Source organism: uncultured Pigmentiphaga sp., assembly GCF_937950555.1.
Classification (GTDB): domain Bacteria; phylum Pseudomonadota; class Gammaproteobacteria; order Burkholderiales; family Burkholderiaceae_B; genus Pigmentiphaga.
Window position 1 is genome coordinate 17384 of sequence record NZ_CALFCW010000008.1, and the last position, 20859, is coordinate 38242.

General features: G+C 65.2%; 18 protein-coding genes. 5 read left to right on the forward strand and 13 right to left on the reverse strand.

Annotated features, from left to right (window positions below; genetic code table 11):
* The first annotated feature begins 117 nt into the window (after positions 1-117).
* A complete protein-coding gene (locus tag Q0319_RS00685) occupies positions 118-906 on the forward strand; it encodes an aldolase/citrate lyase family protein (RefSeq protein WP_299450231.1) in 789 nt (262 codons plus the stop codon).
* 174 nt (positions 907-1080) lie between these two features.
* On the opposite strand, the gene Q0319_RS00690 is transcribed toward Q0319_RS00685, so the two are convergent.
* From Q0319_RS00690 to clpS, 13 genes are all read right to left on the reverse strand, one after another.
* Positions 1081-2244, reverse strand: a complete 1164-nt coding sequence (locus Q0319_RS00690) for an ABC transporter substrate-binding protein (RefSeq protein ID WP_299450233.1) — start codon at positions 2242-2244, stop codon at positions 1081-1083.
* A 106-nt stretch (positions 2245-2350) separates the two neighbouring features.
* Entirely contained in the window at positions 2351-3562 is a 1212-nt protein-coding gene (locus tag Q0319_RS00695) for a TolC family protein (protein ID WP_299450235.1), read from the reverse strand.
* On the reverse strand, positions 3555-6674 hold the full coding sequence (locus Q0319_RS00700; RefSeq protein WP_299450237.1) for a CusA/CzcA family heavy metal efflux RND transporter: 3120 nt from the start codon (positions 6672-6674) through the stop codon (positions 3555-3557). The genes Q0319_RS00695 and Q0319_RS00700 overlap by 8 nt, the downstream gene beginning before the upstream one ends.
* A gap of 10 nt (positions 6675-6684) precedes the next feature.
* Positions 6685-7797, reverse strand: a complete 1113-nt coding sequence (locus tag Q0319_RS00705) for an efflux RND transporter periplasmic adaptor subunit (protein WP_299450239.1) — start codon at positions 7795-7797, stop codon at positions 6685-6687.
* Positions 7798-7904: 107 nt separating this feature from the next.
* On the reverse strand, positions 7905-9329 hold the full coding sequence (locus Q0319_RS00710; RefSeq protein ID WP_299450241.1) for a HAMP domain-containing sensor histidine kinase: 1425 nt from the start codon (positions 9327-9329) through the stop codon (positions 7905-7907).
* Positions 9326-10009 (reverse strand): response regulator transcription factor, encoded by a 684-nt coding sequence (locus tag Q0319_RS00715; RefSeq protein ID WP_296469631.1) that lies wholly within the window; start codon positions 10007-10009, stop codon positions 9326-9328. The genes Q0319_RS00710 and Q0319_RS00715 overlap by 4 nt, the downstream gene beginning before the upstream one ends.
* Positions 10010-10101: 92 nt before the next feature.
* Positions 10102-10872 (reverse strand): ectoine/hydroxyectoine ABC transporter ATP-binding protein EhuA, encoded by a 771-nt coding sequence (gene ehuA / locus Q0319_RS00720; RefSeq protein WP_296469628.1) that lies wholly within the window; start codon positions 10870-10872, stop codon positions 10102-10104.
* Between the two features lie 13 nt (positions 10873-10885).
* On the reverse strand, positions 10886-11563 hold the full coding sequence (gene ehuD / locus Q0319_RS00725) for an ectoine/hydroxyectoine ABC transporter permease subunit EhuD (RefSeq protein WP_296469625.1): 678 nt from the start codon (positions 11561-11563) through the stop codon (positions 10886-10888).
* Complete coding sequence (gene ehuC, locus Q0319_RS00730; RefSeq protein WP_296469623.1) at positions 11563-12216, reverse strand: ectoine/hydroxyectoine ABC transporter permease subunit EhuC; 654 nt, start codon at positions 12214-12216, stop codon at positions 11563-11565. The genes ehuD and ehuC overlap by 1 nt, the downstream gene beginning before the upstream one ends.
* Positions 12213-13124 (reverse strand): ectoine/hydroxyectoine ABC transporter substrate-binding protein EhuB, encoded by a 912-nt coding sequence (ehuB, locus tag Q0319_RS00735; protein WP_299450245.1) that lies wholly within the window; start codon positions 13122-13124, stop codon positions 12213-12215. The genes ehuC and ehuB overlap by 4 nt, the downstream gene beginning before the upstream one ends.
* Before the next feature lie 369 nt (positions 13125-13493).
* Entirely contained in the window at positions 13494-15074 is a 1581-nt protein-coding gene (locus Q0319_RS00740; RefSeq protein ID WP_296469487.1) for a DEAD/DEAH box helicase, read from the reverse strand.
* 408 nt (positions 15075-15482) lie between these two features.
* A complete protein-coding gene (clpA, locus tag Q0319_RS00745; RefSeq protein WP_299450247.1) occupies positions 15483-17771 on the reverse strand; it encodes an ATP-dependent Clp protease ATP-binding subunit ClpA in 2289 nt (762 codons plus the stop codon).
* Complete coding sequence (clpS, locus tag Q0319_RS00750) at positions 17768-18088, reverse strand: ATP-dependent Clp protease adapter ClpS (protein ID WP_296469491.1); 321 nt, start codon at positions 18086-18088, stop codon at positions 17768-17770. Before clpS ends, clpA begins: the two co-directional genes overlap by 4 nt.
* Positions 18089-18329: 241 nt before the next feature.
* On the opposite strand from clpS, the gene Q0319_RS00755 reads away from it, so the two are divergent.
* The 4 genes from Q0319_RS00755 (at position 18330) to Q0319_RS00770 (ending at position 20851) form a co-directional block, all read left to right on the forward strand.
* Positions 18330-18563, forward strand: a complete 234-nt coding sequence (locus Q0319_RS00755; RefSeq protein ID WP_296469493.1) for a cold-shock protein — start codon at positions 18330-18332, stop codon at positions 18561-18563.
* A gap of 147 nt (positions 18564-18710) precedes the next feature.
* The gene (locus Q0319_RS00760; RefSeq protein WP_299450249.1) at positions 18711-19175 is read left to right on the forward strand and encodes a DUF192 domain-containing protein; all 465 of its coding nucleotides are present in this window, start codon (positions 18711-18713) and stop codon (positions 19173-19175) included.
* A gap of 176 nt (positions 19176-19351) precedes the next feature.
* Complete coding sequence (locus Q0319_RS00765) at positions 19352-20215, forward strand: intradiol ring-cleavage dioxygenase (protein ID WP_299450282.1); 864 nt, start codon at positions 19352-19354, stop codon at positions 20213-20215.
* A gap of 39 nt (positions 20216-20254) precedes the next feature.
* Entirely contained in the window at positions 20255-20851 is a 597-nt protein-coding gene (locus Q0319_RS00770; protein ID WP_363322224.1) for a nuclear transport factor 2 family protein, read from the forward strand.
* Positions 20852-20859: the final 8 nt, after the last annotated feature.

Genomic DNA, 20859 nt, shown 5'->3' on the forward strand with positions numbered 1-20859 from the left:
ACTATCTCGGTCGTGAAAAAGTGGATACACTTTTAGTCTGTTGGCGGGCTGGATCTTTGTCAACACTTTTCCATTCAAATCCACGCTCCTGCGTACAAACCCCAATGAGAGGCAGTCATGTCGAGAACGCTGCGTAAGACCATGGCCGAGAAACAAACCGTCTTCGGCGGATGGTGCGCACTACCGAGTGCATTCGGCGCGGAGCTGTTGGCCGCCGAAGGATTGGATTACGTGTGTGTGGATCAGCAGCACGGCCTGATCGACTATGCCGACATCACGCCGATGTTCATGGCCATCGAGCGGGCGGGCAGTATTCCGGTGACGCGCGTACCTGCCCTGAACGATTGGCTGATCGCCAAGGCCCTCGACGCCGGAGCGCAAGCCGTCATCGTGCCCATGTGCGAAACACCGGAGCAGGCGGCTGCCGCCGTTGCGGCTTGCCGCTATCCCCCTACCGGCATACGTTCCTACGGCCCCATCCGTTCGGCATTGGTGCGCCGTGCCCGAGACACGGCCACGCTGGGCGACGACCCCATGTGCTTCGTCATGATCGAAAGCCGTCGCGGCCTTGCCAACCTGGAAGCCATCGTCTCCACGCCGGGACTGGACGGCATCTATGTCGGACCGGCCGACCTCGCGTTGGGATTGGGTCTGGAGCCGGACCTGGACAAGCCGGAAAAGGAGCATGCCGACGCCGTAGCGGCCATACTCGAAACCTGCCGCCGACACGGCCGCGTGGCAGGCATTCAGTGTTCAGGGGGCGCGTCGGGACGCAAATATGCGGACCAGGGGTTCGGGTTCATCACCGTCGCGAAGGACAGCGCGATCCTCCAAGCGGGTGCGCGGCAGGAACTGGCCCGCGCGCGTGGCGATGCGGCCAACCCTGCTGCCACGGGCTACACCTGATAGATCTGGCGCTTCGCGGAGGAGCGAAACACCCCGCCGTGGAAAAAACCGGGATGTCGAAGAAACGGGCCGCACATCGGCGCGGCCGTCACGGGACCTGCTCGCGCTGCAGCGCCTTGCGCCCGCAGCGCGCATCGTGCCGCCGGGCGCCGCGATGCGCCGGCGGCCTGGGCATTATTTGCCCTCGCCTTCGTAGGCGAACTTGCCGTCGCGCACGATGCCCATCACGCGCGAACGCTCGTCGAACCCTTGATGGTCGGTGGCGGAAATGTTGAGCACGCCGTTGGGCACCGTGAGGTTGGACGTCGACTCGATCGCGTCGCGCAGCGCTGCACGGAACTCGGGCGTGCCCGGCTTGGCGCCTTTCTGCAGGGCGCGGCGCACGGCATCGTCGAGCAGCATCCAGGCGCCCCAGGCATCGCCCGCGAACTGTGTCACGGAGCCCGGGCCGAACTTGGCCTCGTAGCGGTCGACGAACTCCACGGCGACTTTCTTGACCGGATGGGAGTCCGGCAGCCCGTGCGCCACCACGCCCGGACCGGTGGGAAACAGGGTGCCCTCGACGGTCTTGCCGCCCAGCCGCAGGAACTCGGGCGTTGCGATGCCGTGTGTCTGGTACATCTTGCCGCGGTAGCCGCGATCGACCAGCGTTTTCTGCGGCAAAAGCGCGGGAGTGGACGACGCCGCCACCAGCACGGCGTCCGGCTTGGCCATCATGATCTTGAGCACTTGGCCGGTCACGGAGGTATCGGTGCGGTTGTAGCGCTCATTGGCGACGACTTTGATGCCGGCCTTGGCAGCGAGCGGGGAAAACTCGTTCCACCAGCTCTCGCCGTAGGAATCGTTGAAGCCGATGAATCCGACGGACTTGACGCCGGCGCGGGCCATGTGGCCGACGATGGCGCTCGCCATCAACGAGTCGTTCTGCGGCATCTTGAAGGCCCATTTCCGCTTGGGGTCGGTATGCGGCTCGATGATGGAAGCATTGGCCGCGAGCGCCACCATGGGCGTCTTGCTTTCGGCGATCACGTCCAGCACGGCGAGTGCAGCCGGCGTGGTGTTGGGCCCGACCAGCACGTCGATCTTTTGCTCGGAGGTGAGCTTGCGCACGTTGGTCACCGTGTTGGTGGGATCCGACCCGTCATCGAGGATGACGTAGTGGGCCTTCTGCCCGCCCAAAGTCTGCGGCCACATCATGACCACGTTCTTGGTAGGTATTCCGATCGCGGCCGCAGGACCGGTCGTGGCGATATCGACACCCACCGTGATGTCCGCCCGCGCGGCGGACGCCAGCACCAAGCCGGCCAGCAGGAACCCGCGCAATGCGCAAGATTTCATTGGTAACCCCCAAATATCCGAATCGGGCCGGCAACAACGCTGTCGTCAGGCGAGACGAAACCGGCCAGGCTGTAGTTTACGCCGGCCGGGCAACCCCAAGGGGCCACTAGTCCGGTAAATCCGCGCCGAGCTCTCCCGACGCCACGCGCAAGTCCACTTCGGCGTGCAGCACGGCTTCGGCCAGGTCGAGATAGGTGTTTTTCTTTTCGGCCACGACCTGTACCGCATCGACTAGATCCAGGATGGAGCCGCGGCCCAAGGTATAGGCATCCTGCGCCATCTGCCGCAGCCGGGGAATCATGGCCAAGCCATCCTGCTCGAAACGATCGGCCAGCCGCTTGCGCCGGTCCAGCTGCTCGGCGGCCCGCCGCAGCTCGCCTTCTGCCGCCAGCACCACGGCACGGCTGCGAAGTCGCATGCCATCGGCTTCGGCCGCCGCCCGGGCGATCTGGCCCTGGTTGCGGTCGAACAGCGGAATGGACACGGCCACGCCGTACTCGATGCTGCGCCCGTCGCCATTCCTGAGCTGGCCGACGGTGAACGTGGGCGTCGGATACGCGTTGCGGCGCTCGGCCTCGAGCTGCTTCTCGGCGACGTCCTGCTGCGCCCGTGCCGCCCGCACCGACGGAAGGCGGTGCTGGGCCTGCGGCCACAACGACTCGAAACTCGCCGCATTCCAGTTCGTGACGATGGCGCCAGCCGCGCGCGGCCGCCACGCGGGAGCTCCCACGCTTGCGGCTACCCGCGCCGACGCCTGGACCGTTTCGGCCTGCGCCCGCGCCAGTTGCGCATCGAGCGACGCACGCTCGATTTCCAGGCGCGTCAAATCGTAGCGGCTGCGCGCCCCCGCCTCCACCTGGCCTTGCACGACACGCAACGCATTCTCCAGGTCCTCTTTCGCCTCGAGCCAGCTTTTCTCGCGCTCCTGCGCCACCAGCAGCGACATGAAGTCCCGCGCCGCCTCCTGCAGCGCCTGCGCATAGGTCAATCTCAGCTGCGCCCGCGCCGCTTCGACGCCGCTCCTCGCGGTCTCGATGCGCGCGCCGCGCTGGCCGAACAGCGGCACTTCTTGGGAAAGCGTGGCCTCCCGCTCGCCGCGCTTGTGGGTATAGGCCAGGCTCGGGTTGGAAAACGTCTGCGCCGTCAGCAGGTCGGCCTCGGCCAAGGCCACCCGGATGCGCTCGGCCTGTAGGGCGGGACTCTGCCGCTTGACCAGTTCCAAGAGCTGCGGCAGGGTGACTTCCGGGGGCAGCGGGCCTTCGGCCCGGGCCTGGGCCAGTCCCAGCGCCAACAGCGCAAGGCACAATAGCTTACGCATGAGCATCTCCCGTCATGGCGGCATCGCGCTCTTCGGCAGACACGAGGCGCCGCGGCCCGAGCCAGGCGTACAGCACGGGTAGCACGAACAACGCCACCAGCGGAAGCACCGCCATGCCCCCCACCACCACCGATGCGAAGGGGCGTTGCGTCTCGCTGCCGACGCCCGTGGACAAGGCCATGGGCAACAGCCCGATCAGCCCTAGCAGCGCCACCATCAGCACGGAGCGCATGCGCTCGGCTGCGCCTTCGACCAGGGCGGGCAGCATGGCCACCCCTTCGCGCCGCAGGCTTTCGACTGCGCTCACCACGAGCAGCCCTGCCAAGGCCACCTGCCCAAGCAACGCGATGAAACCGATGGCCGCGCTGATGGAAAGATCGATGCCGGTCAGGTGCAAGGCGACGATGCCACCCACCATCGCGAACGGCGCCGTGAGCAGGATGATGGTGGCACTGCGGGCGCTGCCCAGCGCACTGAACAGCAGCGCGAATACCACCAGCAAAGAAAGCGGGACGACGATTTTCAAGCGGTCCGCGGCGCGCTGCTGGTTTTCCCACTGCCCGCCCCACTGCGCAATGTAGCCCTCGGGCATCTTCACTTCCTTGTTGAACGCAGCGATGGCCTCCTTCACGACCGAGCCGACGTCCCGTCCGTGGACGTTGAACTTGAGCGCCATGTAACGCGCATTGCCCTCGCGGAAAATGGAGGCATTGCCTACCTTGAAGTCGATGCGCGCCAGGGCATGCAGCGGGACGTACGTGCCGTCTGGGGCCGTGACGGGGATGTCGCGGATCCTGGCTTCGTCCATGCGGTCCACGAAAGGCAGCCGCACCCGCACCGGCACGCTGCGCTCGCCTTCCCATGCCGTCGTGACGACCTTGCCGGCCAGCGCCGTCTCCACCGCCGTGTCCGCGACCTCCATGGAAATTCCGTAACGTGCGAGCGCCTCCCGGTCGAACTCGATGTGCAGCTGCGGCGCCGGCGCATCGCGATATAGGTCCAGATCCACGACGCCTTCGATGTCGCGCACCACTTCCTTGGCCTGCAGGAGGATGCCGCGCATGGCCTCGATCTCGGCACCGTAGACTTTCAGTACCACGTGTCCGCGCGCCCCGGCGGTCGATTCCTCGACGCTGTCGCGGATGGGCTGGGCGAAATTGAACTGCACGCCGGGAAGATCGGCCAGCGACTCGCGCATCTGCGCGACCAGATCGTCCTTGGTCACGCCCTTGCGCCATTGCTTGCGATCCTTGAGCCGCACCAGCACCTTGGCAACGTTGATGGTCTCGTTGTCCGTGCCGTCTTCGGGACGGCCCTGTTCACTGGTCACCGACACCGCCTCGGGCAACTGCTTCAGACGCATGCGTATGATGCGCAACAGCTCCTGACCCTTCTCGAGCGAGATGGAAGGCGGCATCTGTACCACCACGTAGGCATCGCCCTCGTCCAGCTCGGGCAGGAATTCCGTGCCGAGGTGCGATGCGGCGTAGAGCGCCGCGGCCAGGACCGCCACGGCCGCGATCATCAGCTTGCGCCGATTGCGTTCGCTCTCCAGGATGCGCGCTATCCATCCCGAATAAGCGTGGTGCATGCGCAGGAACACCGCCGGCTCTGGCGCCACCACGTCCTTGGGGCGCAGCAGCAGCGCGCACAGGGCCGGGACCAAGGTCAAAGCAAAGGCCAGGGCGCCGAGCAGCGCGAATGTGTAGGTCATCGCCAGCGGGCGGAAGATGCGACCCTCTATGCTCTCCAGCGAAAAAACCGGGATCAGCGCCGCGATGACGATGGCCATGGCAAACAGCGTGGGCTTGGCCACCGACATGGCCGCCTCGATGATCAGGCCGTACATGTCGCGCCGCGACGTCGGCTTGCGCAGCCTCGCCTTGTGGATGATGACTTCGGTCAAGACCACCGCCCCGTCTACGATGATCCCGAAGTCGATCGCCCCCATGGAGATCAGGTTTGCCGGCATACCTAGCATGTATAGCCCGATGAACGCCACGAGCAGCGACAGCGGAATCACCACGGCGACGATCAGCGATCCCCGCAGGCTGCGCAGGAACAGCCACAGCACGCCCACGATCAGGCAGGCGCCGAACAGCAGGTTGTGATAGACCGTCTGCAAGGTGTGATCGACCAGCTTGGAGCGGTCGTAGCTCGGCTCGATGCGCATGCCTGCGGGAAGCAGGTTGGCATTGAGTTCGTCCACTTTCTTGTGGACCTGCTCGAGCACCTTGGTGGGATTCTGGTCGCGCTTGAGCAGCACGATGCCTTCGACGATATCGTCTTCGTCGTCCATGCCGACCGAGCCCTGGCGCGGCGTATAAGACTGCACGACGCGCGCAACGTCCTTGACCCGCACCGGCGTATTGTTGTGCACGTCGAGCACGATGGTCTCGATGTCGCGCGGCGTGCGCAGCAAACCTATGCCGCGAATGATCAACGCCTGCTCACCCCGCTGGAGCAGCCCGCCCCCCACGTTCTGGTTGGACTTGGAGACAGCCTCGACCACGCGATCCAGGGTCAGCCGGTGAGCCATCAGCTTGGCGGGGTCGACCTCGATGTGGAATTCCTTGACGAACCCCCCCATGCTCACCACGTCCGCCACGCCCTCGATCTGCTTGAGCACGCGGGCCACGGTCCATTCCTGCTCCGAACGGAGTTGGTCCAAGGTGTGGCGGTCGCTATTGAGCCGGTAATAAAAGATCTTGCCGAGCGGCGTATTGTCGGGCGCCATTTCCGGCGTCACCCCCTCGGGCAGGTCGGCCGCGGGCAGCCGCTGCGTCACCTCCACGCGCGCGTTGAAGCTCTTGGTGCCGTCGCGGAACACCATGGTGATCATGGACAGCCCGAAATAGCTTTCTGAGCGGAGGGACTGGAGTCCCGGCGTGCCGTTGAGCACGCGCTCGAGCGGCAGCGTCACCTGGCGCTCGACCTCCTCCGGCGCCAGGCCGGGCGCGAGCGAAATAATGCCGACCTGAACGTTGGTGACGTCGGGATAGGCTTCGATCGCGGTATTCAGGAAGGCGTAAACACCGTAGATGGCGACGAGCAGGGTGGCAGTCAGCGCGACGAGGCGGCGATGCACGACCAACGCAATGAGGGAACGCACGTCGTCTCCCTCAGAGCAGCTGGCTGGCGGCGCCGTCGAGCAGCAGCCCACCCTTGACGACGACCTTGTCTCCCGGCTCGATGCCGGAAAGCACCGGTATGTAGCCGTTGGATGGCTGCCCCAGCACGACGGTGCGCGCCTCGAATACGGTTTCCGAGACCTGCACGAAGACGACGGAGCGTTGTCCGTCCTTGATCAGCACGGCGTTCACCGGCACGGATACACCATCGGCGCTGCGGATCTTGATGCCGACCCGCGCCAGCATCCCGGCGCGCAGTTGGGGATTCGATTGATCGAGATCGATATAGACCTGCCCGCGCCGGGTCTGCGCGTTCAGTGCGGAAGCCACGCGCACGACCTTGCCGGCAAGCGGGCGGTCGAGCGAGGCCACGACAACCTGGACCGGCGCGCCCTGCGCGATCGTGCTCAGGTCGCTTTCGAAAACGTCGGCATGGATCCACAAGGCCTGCGGGTCGCCCACGGTGAAAAGCGGCCCGGTATCGGGCGCGACGGTCGCACCGGGCATGGCGTTGCGGTGGATGACGACCCCTGCGCGCGGCGCCTTGAGCACCACCTCATCGCCACCGCCACGGCCCAGGAACCCCGAGGCGCGCGCCGCCACCTCGACATTGTGGCGCGCTTCTTTCAGCCGCGCCTCCGCCGCCAGCAGCTCGGCTTCGATGCCTATGCCCTTTTCCATCATCAGCCGCTGGCGCCGCGCCTCTGCCTCCGCCACGCCCAGTTCGACCTGCGCGTTGGCGTAGCCGGCGCGTATGCGCGAGGCCTCAGGGCTGGATAGCGTGACGAGCGGCGTGCCGGCCTTGACCGCATCGCCGACCTGCGCATGGACGCGCAACACCCTGCCGGGCGCCGGGGCGATGACCTCGCTCACCTGCTCTTCGCGAAACGCCACGCGAGCGGGGGCCCAGACCACGTGCTCGGCCCCTTCCGTGCCGATTTCCTGGATTTCCATGTACTTGAGCGAGGCCGGCCTGATGCGGACCTGGCCCGGGGGAAGCGGTTCTGCGTCTTGCGTTGCTGCAGTCGATGGGGGCTGGGGATCCGAACAGGCTGCCAGGAAAAACAAGAAAACGGCGCAAACGCGCACGAAACGCTGCGGCATGACTATCCTTCGATTGCGCAGGAACGACCGTCGGCGCCGGCCGTCGCGACCAAAAACTGAATCGAGGATATTACCGACGCGGGTAAGCCGCCGTCATGGCCGAAACATTACCGTTTCGTCATGTTTCCCAGGCGCGGCAGCGTGAGGCGCGCCACTAGCCCCGGAGCCGCATCGTCCAGGTGCAGCGTGGCATTGTGCAGGCCGGCGATAGCGGTCACGCTGGCCAACCCGAGGCCATAGCCCGGCACCCGCCGATTGAGCCGGAAAAAACGCGTCCCGACCTTGGCGCGCTCGATGGCCTGTATGCCGGGCCCATTGTCCTGGACGATGATGGAGACCGCATCGCCCTCCCGGCGCGTGCCGATCACCACGCGCGCCGGGCTGCCGGCATACTTGATGGCGTTGTCGACCAAGTTGGCCACCGCACTCGCCAGCAAATCCTTGTCTCCTGCGGCCATGACGTCCTCGTCCATCTGCAGCTGCAGCTCCACGCCCTTTTCTTCGGCCACGGGCTCGTAGAGCTCGGCCACGTCCGCCGCGATCTCGTTGAGCGATACGGGCTGGAAGGACTGCCTGCGCGCTCCCGATTCGGCCTCTGCGATCTGCAACAGCTTATCGAATACGACGGTGAGTTCTTCGATCTGCCGGATCGCGAAAGCCGTGGCCTCCTCCAAGGTAGCCTGGTCCGTGCCCGGGCGGCTCGCCAGCTCCAGCTTGGCACGTATGCGCGACAGCGGTGTGCGCAAATTGTGCGCGATGGTATTCGAGACGTGACGCACGCCGTCCATCAGGATCTCGATGCGATCGAGCATCAAGTTGATGTCATGGCTCAGGCGCGCGAATTCATCATCCTTGCCCGAAACGGGAATGCGCTGGCTCAGGTCACCCGCCTCGATCTGCGCCGCGGTGCGCCGTATCGCGCCGACCCGGCTTTCCAATTGGTCCCGGAACACGATGGCGCCGAGCATGGCCAGCAGCACCGAGACGACGGCAGCGGCCAGTAGCGCGTTGCTGATCAGCTGCTCGAGCTCCCGCTGGTCGTGCATGTCGCGCCCCACGACGAGTATGGACCCGTCTGGCAGCCGGTCGGCGCGGATCCGGCTGATGGACGGCCTGCCGTCGCGCTGCACCTGCCTTTCTATGATGCCGAAAGATGGTTTGAGCAAGTCCCGCGACACGGCAAGATTGCCTGCCAGCCTTCTTCCCGCGGCGGTGACCAGCAAATAGACTTCAGTGTCTGAATTGAGGCCGTCGGAGAGGGTTTCGGTGATGTCCTGCACCACCCGGTCCAGGCCACCGCTCTCGTAATGATTCATCAAGCGGTTGTGGGCCGACATCAGCTGCTTGTCGATGCGATTCTGCAGCACGCCAATGGTCTGCACGTACAGCACCGACAGCAGCACCATCATGAACACCACCACCGAGACGCCGTACCCCAGCGCCAGACGGAACGCGACCGACTGCCACAGGCGCCGCGCGAATGCGAGCGGGCCCGTCTGCCGACCGGGGTAATCGTCGTGCGCAGCGCTCACCGCGGAGACGCCGAAATCATGTAGCCCACTCCGCGCACCGTGTGGATCAGCTGGGGCGAAAAGCCGTTGTCGATCTTGTTGCGCAGCCTGCTGATCTGCACGTCGATGACGTTAGTCTGGGGATCGAACCGGTAATCCCAGACCGCTTCCAGCAGCATGGTCCGGGTAACGACCTGCTCCTGGTTCAGGAGCAGGTAAACCAGCAGCCGGAATTCCCGCGGCTGCAAGGTAATGACCTTGCCGTCGCGTTCGACCGTGCGCTTGGTGAGGTCGGCCTTGAGATTGGCAATGCGCAGTTCGCGCACGTCGTCGCGAGCCTTGGAGCGGCGATACAGGGCTTCCAGCCGTGCGGCCAGTTCGGAGAAGGCGAACGGCTTGGTCAGATAGTCGTCGCACCCGCCGCGCAACCCGCGCACGCGTTCGTCCAGCCCGGCCAAGGCGCTCAGGATGAGTACGGGCGTAGACTTGCCGACGCCACGCAGGGTGCCCAGGATGGACAAGCCGTCTACGTCGTTCGGCAGCATCCTGTCGAGGACGATGACGTCCCAACTCTCCCTCATGGCGAGATTCAAGCCTTCGGCGCTATCCCGGCAGGCGACCACCTCATGGCCGGCTTCCCGAAGGCCATTGCAAATATAGCGGGACGTATCGATTTCGTCTTCTATGACCAGGCAACGCATGGCAGAACGATTTCCTGACGGGTTGACGGTTCACGGCGCCGCGGCAACCGGCCTATAGTCTACCCCGTCCCCCGCTTCCTGCCGCGCCATCTTCAGGCGTCGATGACAGCGTCCAGGAACTGGCGCGTGCGCGGATGCTTCGGATTCGCGAAAACCTCCCTCGACGGCCCGTCTTCCAGTATCTGTCCCGCCTCGAAGAACAACGTGCGGTCAGAGCAGCGCTCGGCAAAGCGCATCTGGTGGGTAACGATGATCATGGTCATCGTCCGGCGCGCAGACAGGTCGCGCATGATTTCCAATATGCCGCCCACCAGTTCCGGATCGAGGGCTGACGTCACCTCGTCGAACAGCATGACCTCGGGCCGCATCGCCAGGGCTCGCGCGATTCCGACCCGCTGCTTCTGCCCCCCCGAAAGATTTCCAGGGTACTGGTCGAGCTTATCGCCCAGCCCCACCATCTCCAGGTACTCGCGGGCACGCTGCTCGGCCTCTTCCCGACCGAGGCCCAAGACGTACCGGGGCGCTTCGGCCACGTTGCGCAACGCCGTCATGTGCGGGAACAGGTTGAAGTGCTGGAACACCATGCCTATCTTGCCCCGCAGCTTGCGGACGTGCGAGTCTCGCGCCGGAACCTCCCCACCGTTGCGGGGCTCCGTCCACATCGACTCGCCGTCGATCAAAATGCGGCCGCCGTCCGGGCGCTCCAGCGTCATCAACAGGCGCAGCAGCGTCGACTTGCCCGACCCTGACGGGCCGATCAGCGCCACCGTCTGCCCCGCCGGTATGTGCAGGCTGAGCCCCTTCAGCACCTCCACGTCGCCGTAGCGCTTTTGGACGTTTTCCAAGGACACACTGGCACTCATGCTTGCTCCCTGCTCATCGTTTTCCCGCACGCAACGCCACGTCGGCCTTCCTGACGAGCCAGGCCGCGCCCAGGCTCAGCACCAGGAAAATCAGGCCGACGAGCGTCAGCGGCTCGGTGTAGCGGAACGTGGCCGACCCGGCGATCTTGCTGGCCTGCAGGACTTCCACCACGGTAATGGCCGACAGCAGCGGCGTGTCCTTGAACATGGCCACGAAATAATTGCCCAGGGCCGGCACGATGGGCGGGATGGCCTGCGGCAGGATGATGTCGCGCATCGTGCGCCAGCGGCCGAGATTAAGCGCCTGCGCCGCTTCCCACTGGCCGCGCGGCACGCTCTCGAGTCCGGCCCGGTACACCTCCGCACAATACGCCGCGTAATGCACGCCCAGCCCCAGCACGCCCGTCGTGAGCGGCGAGAATTGCACGCCCGTGACCGGCAGTACGTAGAACAGGAAAAACAGCTGCACCAGCAATGGCGTACTGCGAATGAACTCGATCAGAAACGCGGCGCTCCACGAAACTGGTTGCAGGCGCGCACGCCTGAGCAGCGCCAGCACCAGGCCGAGCACTGCCGCCAGGGCCATCCCCAGCAAGGTAGCCTGCACGGTCACGGCCAGGCCTTGCATGAGCGTCGGCATGACTTCGCGCGCGAAGTCCCAATCGAAGAGCGGCTTGCCTGCCGGCACCATCAGCCCCTCCCCCGGTACCGGTTGGCCCGGCGCTCGAGCAGCCTCATGCCGCCGTTCAATGCCTGCGCCACGAGGAAGTACATCACCAGCACGATGCAGAACACCTCGACGGTGCGGAAGGTCTCGCTGCGCAGCAGCTGCGCGCTAAAGGTCAGGTCTGTGATGGTGATGAGCGACACCAGCGCAGTGTTCTTGAGCAACTCGATCAACAGATTGCCCGCCGGGGGCAGCATCAGGCTCACCGCCTGCGGCAACACCACGCGCCATAGCGTCGCGCGGGGCGTCATGTTGAGCGCGCGGGCCGCCTCGGTTTGCCCCCGAGGCACGCTGGCAATCGCACCGCGCACGATCTCCGCACCATAAGCCCCCGTGTGCAGGCCAAGGACGAGGATGCCGGCCCACATGGCAGGCAACCGTACCCCCAGTAACGGCAGCACGTAATACACCCAGAAAAGCTGCACCAGCGCCGAGGTGCCTCGGAATACTTCGACATAGCAGGCTGCCGGCCAGGCCACCCAGCGCCGGTGCGACAGCCGGCACAGGCCCGCCACCAATGCGCTCGGCACGGCCAAGGCGGCGGCGCCGCCCGTGATCACCAAGGTCACGCCCAGGCCGCGCAGCAAAGGCGGCAGCAAATCGTAAAGCCCCGTCATGACGGGTTGGCTGCTGCGGCGGGAGCCTCCCCGCAAAGCTGCGCAGCGGTTGCGCCTCCCGGCAGTTCCTGCTCGGTGAATCCGAATGGCTCGACCAAGCGCAGGTGATCGGGCGTGCCGATGAAACCGGCGAGCTCCCGGTCGAAGGCCTCGCGCAGCGCCGTGTCGTCCTGGCGGAATCCGAAGGCGCCGTAGCCGCGGATGGGGACGCCGTTCTCAGTGGGCTGGACGAACTTCGCCACTTTGTCGATCTGCCACTCGGGTACTTTGGTCAACACATAATTGATCGTAAGCGCGGTCGCCGCATAGACGTCAGCCCGGCCGGCCACGACCCCCTCCACCGCGCTCACGACGTCCGGGAAGACCACGACCTGCGAAGGATCGACCCCGGCACGCGCCGCATAGTCGTTCTGCACCGCCCCCACGACCACGCCCACCCGGGCCGCCGGATCGGCCGCCACGTCTTCATAGCTGCGCAGCACGCGCGGATTATCCGTGCGCTGGAGAAAGCCGTCGCCCACGCCGTAGGTGGGATTGGAAAAAGCGATCTGCCGGCACCGCTCCGGAAGAATGTACATGCCGGCCGCGATGATGTCGAAACGGCCTGCCTGCAAACCGGGAATCAGCGCGCCGAATTCGGTCAGCACGCCTTCAATTTCGTTGATGCCCAGGCGCCCCAGCACGACGCGGGCGATCTCGGGTGCCTCGCCCGTCAGGCGTCCGGCGCGGCTGTCCATGTAGGCGAAGGGAGCCTCGTTGGCATAGCCGACCCGGATCCTGCCGGCCTGTCGCGCGCGCTGCAGACTGTCAGCCGGAACTGCCGCGTCTGCCGGCGCTTCAGAGGCTCCGGCGCTCGGGACGACGGCCAACCAAGCCGACGCCCACGCAGCGAGAAGTAAACGAATCATGAGCTGCCCGGGAAAATATCTGGAGAAATCATATCGCCTAATAATATTTCAGTTCAAATCAATTGAATGAGAATGACCGGCCGGTCGTTTCGTGCTGGCGCCATCGACCGTTGCCAACGCACGCAAACAGGGCGGCCGCTCCGCCGTAGCGCCGCAGCACCGCCACCCGTGGCCCCATGTCGAGCGCGCACATCCTCTGGCGCACTGCTCCAATGCGCGGGAAGCCACCCGCCACGCACACGGTGCGCGCAAAAACAAAAACGCGCCCAGCAGGGCGCGTTCGGGAAGGCCGATGCGAAAATGCCCGCTCGGCGCGGGGGCGGCAACGCAGCAAGGCACACGGGCCTTGCTGGCGCTTGCCTGCAGGCGTCAGGCCGCGCGGCGGCGCGAATCGAAACGCCGCACCGGCGCATCGCGATGCGTGCCCTCCGCACGTTCGGCACGGGGCCGCTCGCTCCAGGCAGCCAGCGGCCGCTCGCGGCGCTCCGCCTCGCCTTGCACGGCGCGGGAACGGTCGGCCCAGGCGCGCTGGGCATGCGGACGTTCCGGGCGCTCGCCACCGTATGCGCGTTCGCGCGGGGCACGCTCCTGCTGGGGACGCTCACCGTTGCGGTCGGCGTACTGCCGCTCGCCCCGCGCCCCGCGGTCGCCATAGGCCGGACGGCCGTCCGGTTCGCGCTCGAAGCGTCCGCGGTTGTCGTAGCGATTGCCGCCCTCTCGGCCCTGGTAGCCGCCGCGGCCACCCGGACGCCAGCCCGGCTTGCCGCCAGGGCCGCCGCGCCGCGGCCGGTCCGAACCGGGACGCGGTGCGCGCTGGGGCTCCAGGCCGGGGACGACCTGCACCGGGATGCTCTGGTCGGTATAGCGTTCGATGTTGCGAATCTTGTGGCGTTCGCCATGCACGGCCAGCGTAAACGCCAGACCGTCCCGGCCTGCCCGGCCGGTTCGGCCGATGCGGTGGACGTAGTCCTCAGCCTGCATGGGCAGGTCAAAGTTGACGACGTGGCTGATGCCCTGCACGTCGATGCCGCGGGCGGCGACGTCAGTGGCCACCAGGATCTGGACTTGTCCGCGCTGCATCTGCGCGAGTGTACGGGTGCGCTGCCGCTGGTTCATGTCGCCGTGCAGCGCCGCAGCGGCAAACCCCTGGTCGGCCAGCGTATCGGCCAGGTCGTCTGCCGCACGCTTGGTCGAGGTGAACACGATGGCCTGCTGAATGCTGGCATCGCGCAGCAGATGGTCCAACAGGCGCAGCTTGTGTGCCATGTCATCCGCATAAAGCAGCGACTGGGTGATGTTGACGTGCTTTTCCTTCTGCGTGGCGATCTCGATCCGCTGCGGATCGCGCATCATTTTGGCGGCCATGCGAGCCACCGACCCGTCCAGCGTCGCCGAGAACAGCAGTGTCTGGCGAGTCTGGGGCGTGCGGGCGACGATGGCTTCGATGTCATCGATGAAGCCCATGTCGAGCATGCGGTCCGCCTCGTCCAGCACTAGCACTTCGACTTCAGACAGGTCCACCTTGCGCGATTGCACGTGGTCCAACAGGCGGCCGGGCGTGGCCACCAGCACGTCGACCCGTCGAGACAAAGCCTTGAGCTGCGCGCCATAGGGCATGCCGCCGACCACCGTGGCGGTACGCAGCCAGTTCAGTCCCTTGCCGTAGGTGCGCGTGGCGTCGGCCACCTGCTGGGCGAGTTCCCGAGTCGGGGTCAGTACCAGCACGCGCACGCCGGGCGTGCGCAGCGGCGAGGCCTGGACCTGCCGGTGCAGGGACGGCAGCATGAACGCGGCAGTCTTGCCGCTGCCGGTCTGGGACGAGACCATCAGGTCATGCCCCGCCAGGGCCAAGGGAATCGCGCGGGCCTGTACGGGAGTGGGTTCGACGAGCCCGGCATTGGTCAGGGCGCTGACGAGAGCGGGGGCAAGACCAAGATCAGAAAAAGACATATACCTTCCTTACGTTGCGGAATGCGCAACGCAAGCGTTCCAGCCGAACGCGCCGGATGCACGCATGCATACGGCCGCCTGCCCCGGAGGGGGCCGGTTTCATCAAGCAAGCCTGGAAAGCTGGCGCTGCGCAGCGGAGACGGTTTGTGGACGCTCCGGATGGATCATCGGCGCCGACCGATATCACCGTGCGCGCAAGCGAAGGGAAAAACGAGGTCAGAGACGATGCAGTTTCGGCCAGCCTCGAGGCGACCGATCGTCTGCATGAAGGCCACGTACATGCCTGGCGGCATGCCGGGATTTGTGCAGTACAACAATGATACCCCAGAAACGGCCCTGGGGATACCCCTAATCAAAATTATTGCGGCGGCGTGGCGGGAAGGGGACGGCCCTTCCCGCCACCGAGGATCAGTCGGCCAGTTCCACCTCGGGCTGGGGCGCAGCCTTGGATGAATCGTCGAAGCTGAGCTTGACCTCGTCGTTGACCACGTCCACCGTGACTTTGCCGCCGTTGACGAGCTTGCCGAACAGCAGCTCGTCGGCCAACGCCCGACGGATGGTGTCCTGGATCAGGCGTTGCATCGGACGTGCGCCCATGAGCGGGTCGAAGCCCTTCCTGCCGAGATAGGCGCGCAAGGCATCGGTAAAGATGACCTCCACGCGCTTCTCGTGCAGCTGCTCTTCGAGCTGCATGAGGAACTTGTCGACCACCCGCAGGATGATTTCCTCGTTGAGCGGCTTGAACGAGATGATGGCATCCAGGCGGTTGCGGAACTCGGGCGTGAACATGCGCTTGATTTCCGCCATCTCGTCGCCCGGCTCGCGCGCCCCGGCAAAGCCGATGACGTTCTTTTGCAAGGTCTCGGCGCCCGCGTTCGTCGTCATGATGATGATGACGTTGCGGAAATCCGCCTTCCGGCCGTTGTTGTCGGTCAGCGTGCCATGGTCCATGACCTGCAGCAGGATGTTGAAGACCTCGGGATGGGCCTTCTCGATCTCGTCAAGCAGCAGCACGCAATGCGGCTTCTTCGTGATGGCCTCGGTGAGCAGGCCGCCCTGGTCGAAGCCCACGTACCCCGGAGGCGCGCCGATCAGGCGCGAGACCGCGTGGCGCTCCATGTACTCGGACATGTCGAAGCGCAGCAGCTCGATGCCGAGGATGAACGCCAACTGCTTGGCCACCTCGGTCTTGCCTACGCCGGTAGGCCCGGAGAACAGGAAGGCCCCGATGGGCTTGTCGGGCTTGCCCAGGCCCGAGCGCGCCATCTTGATGGATGCCGACAAGGCATCGATGGCGGCGTCCTGGCCGAACACCACCGCCTTGAGGTCGCGCTCGAGCGTCGCCAGCTTGCTGCGATCGTCGCTGGAGACGGCCTGCGGCGGAATCCTCGCGATCTTGGATACGATGTCCTCGATCTCGGCCTTGCCAATGATCTTCTTCTGGCGCGACTTGGGCAGGATGCGCTGCGCCGCGCCAGCCTCGTCAATGACGTCGATCGCCTTGTCGGGCAGGTGGCGATCGTTGATGAACTTGGCCGAGAGCTCAGCCGCCGCCGAGAGGGCAGCCGCCGAATACTTCACGCTGTGGTGGTCTTCGAAGCGCTGCTTGAGCCCACGCAGGATCTGCACCGTCTGCTCGATGCTCGGCTCGTTGACGTCGATCTTCTGGAAGCGGCGCGAGAGCGCGTGGTCTTTCTCGAAGATGCCACGGTATTCGGTGTAGGTCGTCGCGCCGATGCACTTGAGCTGGCCGGAGGACAGCGCCGGCTTGAGCAGGTTCGAGGCGTCCAGCGTCCCGCCCGACGCCGCGCCGGCGCCGATCAGCGTATGGATCTCGTCGATGAACAGGATGGCCTTGGGGCTTTCCTTCAACTGCTTGAGCACGGCCTTCAGGCGCTGTTCGAAATCACCCCGGTATTTGGTGCCTGCGAGCAGCGCCCCCATGTCGAGCGAATACACGCATGCATCGGCCAGGACGTCGGGCACCGCGCCTTCCGTGATGCGCCACGCCAACCCTTCGGCGATGGCAGTCTTGCCCACGCCGGCCTCGCCCACCAGCAGCGGGTTGTTCTTGCGCCGCCGGCAAAGCACCTGGATGACGCGCTCGACCTCGCTGTCGCGACCGATGAGCGGATCGATCTTGCCCGCCTTGGCCGCCAGGTTGAGGTTCTGCGTGTATTGGTCGAGCGGCGACTGCTTGGCTTCGCCCTCGGCCTCGGCCTCCGACTCCTTGGGGGTGCTGGAAGACTCGAGCTGGGGCTGCTTGGTGATGCCGTGCGACATGTAATTGACCACGTCCAGCCGGGTGACGCCCTGCTGGTGCAGGTAATACACGGCGTGGGAGTCTTTCTCGCCGAAGATCGCGACCAGCACGTTCGAGCCCGAGACTTCCTTCTTGCCGTTCCCGGTCGACTGCACGTGCATGATCGCCCGCTGGATGACGCGCTGGAAACCCAGCGTGGGCTGGGTGTCGGCCTCTTCGTTGCCGGGGATGACGGGCGTGTTGTCGTTGATGAAATTGCGGAGGTTACGTCGCAGATCGTCCAGGTTCGCCGCGCAGGCGCGAAGCACCTCGGCTGCCGACGGGTTGTCGAGCAGCGAGAGCAGCAGGTGCTCTACGGTGATGAATTCATGTCGGGCCTGGCGGGCCTCGACGAAAGCCATGTGAAGGCTTACTTCCAATTCTTGGGAAATCACGCTTCCTCCATGATGCACTGAAGCGGATGCTGGTTCTGCCGAGCAAAACGGCTTACCTGGTCGATCTTGGTCATGGCGATGTCACGCGGGTAGACCCCGCACACCCCACGGCCTTCGTGATGCACCTTGAGCATAATCTGGGTGGCCTGCTCTCGCCCTTTGCCGAAAAATTTCTCCAACACCAGCACAACGAACTCCATCGGCGTGTAATCGTCATTCAACAACACCACCTTGTACATTGGAGGTGGTTTGGTCTTCGACGGTTCCCGCTCAAGCAGCGTTGTCTGATCCGGTTGAGAATCGAACCCGGTGCTCATGCGCCTATTCTATCCACTTGAAAGTACCCCGCAAGCCATCAGCATACTCCTATATGCCCGGGGCATCCCGAGCTTGACGCAGCGGGGCATCTTTTCCATTATTTGCCGTCCGGGGCCTGTTTTTTCAAGCGCCGGAATCGTAATACTAGCGCGTCGCGGCGCGCGTGATCGTCTGCCGTTACGGCACCCGGGGGAACGCGCTTCCGCATGGTTGTAACCGACTACAAGAAGGCATTGCGTCATGTCCAGTGAAATCAGCCAAGGCAAGAGGGGTACGGGCACCGTCAAATGGTTCAACGATGCCAAAGGCTTCGGGTTCATCACGCCGGATGACGGCGGCGACGATCTGTTCGCCCATTTTTCCTCCATCCAGATGACTGGCTTCAAGACCCTGAAAGAAGGCCAAAAGGTCACCTTCGAGGCGGCCCAAGGTCCCAAGGGCAAGCAAGCGCTGAACATCAGCGAAATCGTCTGAGCGCTCTTCGAGCGACTTGTCTTGCTCCCCCGCGTATCACGGGCGGATGCCTGCGTCCGCCCGAGGTACGCGGCAGCCATGAGATGAGGCGGGCCGGGCCATGCTACGCTCGGCGGTGGTGAATCTTTTGACCCAACCTCCGACGTCATGACTCGCTTCTCCCCCCAAGCACAGCGCCTCTCCGCCTGGGCGGGCGCTGCCGTGGCCGCGTTGTCCCTCGCCGGGGCGGTAACCGCGCAAGCCACCCTTCCCCAGCAAACGCTGAGAGCCGGCATGCACCTCATCCGCGCCGAGGTTGCCAGCACGCCTAAGACCCGGGAAACCGGGTTGATGTTCCGCGAACGGCTCGGCCCCAACCAGGGCATGCTGTTCATCTTCGACCGCCCGGGCATCCAATGCATGTGGATGCGAAATACGCTCATCCCGCTCTCCGTCGCCTTCATCGCCGACGACGGCGTAATCGCGAACATCGAAGACATGGAGCCCAAGACCGAAACCAGTCACTGCGCGGTCCAACCCGTGCGCTACGCCCTGGAGATGGAGCAGGGTTGGTTCGCCAAGCGCGGACTGAAAGCCGGCACGCGGATCGACGGCATCCCTGGTGCCCGGTAATCCCGGCGCCTGCGGCCGGGATGCACCGGCAGGGAACGCCCCGCAGGCCCAGTTTCCGGTCGCCCTCACCCGGCCCAATCTTTACATTTCGCAGCCATAAAGGGCGACGCCCCGCCGGCCGCACGCGCAAGTGCGCAACGGGGCCATTGATGAAAAAGAAGCCAGGAGACACCACTTTGCGTAATCTGAACGAAGACACGATCACCCAGGCCGTCCTCGCCCGGCACGCAGACGCCCCGGATCCGCGGCTCAAGGAGATCATGACCAGCCTCGTGCAGCACTTGCACGCGTTCGCGCGCGAGGTGAAGCTGACCGAAGCCGAGTGGGCCGCTGGCATCGAATTCTTGACCGCGGTGGGCCACGCCACCAGCAACAAACGCCAGGAATTCATCCTTTTGTCCGACACCCTGGGCCTGTCCACCCTCGTGACGGCCATGAACCACCGCAAGCCGCCGGCCTGCACCGAGGCCACCGTGTTCGGTCCGTTTTTCGTCGAGGGTGCGCCGGACTACGACTTGGGCGACGACATCGCCAACGGCGCGAAGGGCGACCCCTGTTACGTACGGGGAACGGTCCGGGGCGCCGACGGCACGCCGGTCGGCGGCGCCGTCATGGAGATCTGGCAGGCCGACGCCGACGGCTACTACGACGTGCAATATCCCGGGCAATCCGAACATCGCGGCCGGGGGCGGATCCGCACCGCAGCGGACGGCAGCTTCCTCTTCCGCTCCATCCTCGCGGAGGCCTATCCGATTCCCCACGACGGTCCCGTCGGACGCATGCTCGAGGCGCTCGGCCGCCACCCCTGGCGCCCCGCCCACCTGCATTTCATGATCCGCGCCGAAGGCTACGAAACGCTCGTGACCCACGTATTCCGGGACGGCGACCAATATCTCGATTCGGATGCCGTTTTCGGCGTGCGCTCGTCCCTGGTCGCGCAATGGATCCGCCATGACCCCGGCCCCACGCCCGATGGCGGGAAAAGCGAGCGCCCCTTCTACACCCTGGATTTCGATTTCGTACTGAACCCTGCCCCTTGATCGGTTCCGTACGCTGCCCCAATGTCAGGAGAAACCCCTGTGTACGATCAAGAAAAGCTAGCCATCCGCGAATTATTGGAAAACTGGGTGCTCTGGCGCGACGCCGGCGACTGGGAGCGCTTTGCGACCGTCTGGCACGACGACGGCCGCATGAACGCCACGTGGTGCCAAGCACCTGCCGCCGAATTCATCCGACAAAGCCGGGAGGGCATGGAGCGGGGGGTCAACATCCTCCATTTCCTGGGCGGCATGACCATCGACCGCGAGGGCGACCGGGCGATCGCCCAGACCAAGATGACCATTTCCCAGCGCGCGACCGTGGACGGCGTGCTGTGCGATGTGGTCTGCACCGGCCGCTTCTACGATTTCCTGGAGAAGCGCGCCGGGCGCTGGGGCATCGTCGAACGCCAGCCCATTTATGAAAAAGATCGCCTCGACCCGGTGGATCCGTCGGCCCGGCTTGAACTGGACCGGACCATTCTGGACCGTTTCCCGGAAGGCTACCGGCACCTGGCCTATCTGCAGGTCAAGATAGGCATGAACGTCAAGACCGACATGCCGGGGCTGCGCGGCGCAGGGGTCCAGGCGCTTTATGCGCGCGGCAAGGCCTGGCTGGCAGGGTCGGAACGCCCCTGACGCCGCCG

Excerpts from the sequence above, each read along its gene's own strand:
- Q0319_RS00685 (WP_299450231.1), top strand. The coding sequence starts at position 118 with ATGTCGAGAACGCTGCGTAAGACCATGGCCGAGAAACAAACCGTCTTC.
- Q0319_RS00690 (WP_299450233.1), bottom strand. The coding sequence starts at position 2,244 with ATGAAATCTTGCGCATTGCGCGGGTTCCTGCTGGCCGGCTTGGTGCTG.
- Q0319_RS00695 (WP_299450235.1), bottom strand. The coding sequence starts at position 3,562 with ATGCGTAAGCTATTGTGCCTTGCGCTGTTGGCGCTGGGACTGGCCCAG.
- Q0319_RS00705 (WP_299450239.1), bottom strand. The coding sequence starts at position 7,797 with ATGCCGCAGCGTTTCGTGCGCGTTTGCGCCGTTTTCTTGTTTTTCCTG.
- Q0319_RS00715 (WP_296469631.1), bottom strand. The coding sequence starts at position 10,009 with ATGCGTTGCCTGGTCATAGAAGACGAAATCGATACGTCCCGCTATATT.
- ehuA (WP_296469628.1), bottom strand. The coding sequence starts at position 10,872 with ATGAGTGCCAGTGTGTCCTTGGAAAACGTCCAAAAGCGCTACGGCGAC.
- ehuD (WP_296469625.1), bottom strand. The coding sequence starts at position 11,563 with ATGGTGCCGGCAGGCAAGCCGCTCTTCGATTGGGACTTCGCGCGCGAA.
- ehuC (WP_296469623.1), bottom strand. The coding sequence starts at position 12,216 with ATGACGGGGCTTTACGATTTGCTGCCGCCTTTGCTGCGCGGCCTGGGC.
- ehuB (WP_299450245.1), bottom strand. The coding sequence starts at position 13,124 with ATGATTCGTTTACTTCTCGCTGCGTGGGCGTCGGCTTGGTTGGCCGTC.
- Q0319_RS00740 (WP_296469487.1), bottom strand. The coding sequence starts at position 15,074 with ATGTCTTTTTCTGATCTTGGTCTTGCCCCCGCTCTCGTCAGCGCCCTG.
- clpS (WP_296469491.1), bottom strand. The coding sequence starts at position 18,088 with ATGAGCACCGGGTTCGATTCTCAACCGGATCAGACAACGCTGCTTGAG.
- Q0319_RS00755 (WP_296469493.1), top strand. The coding sequence starts at position 18,330 with ATGTCCAGTGAAATCAGCCAAGGCAAGAGGGGTACGGGCACCGTCAAA.
- Q0319_RS00760 (WP_299450249.1), top strand. The coding sequence starts at position 18,711 with ATGACTCGCTTCTCCCCCCAAGCACAGCGCCTCTCCGCCTGGGCGGGC.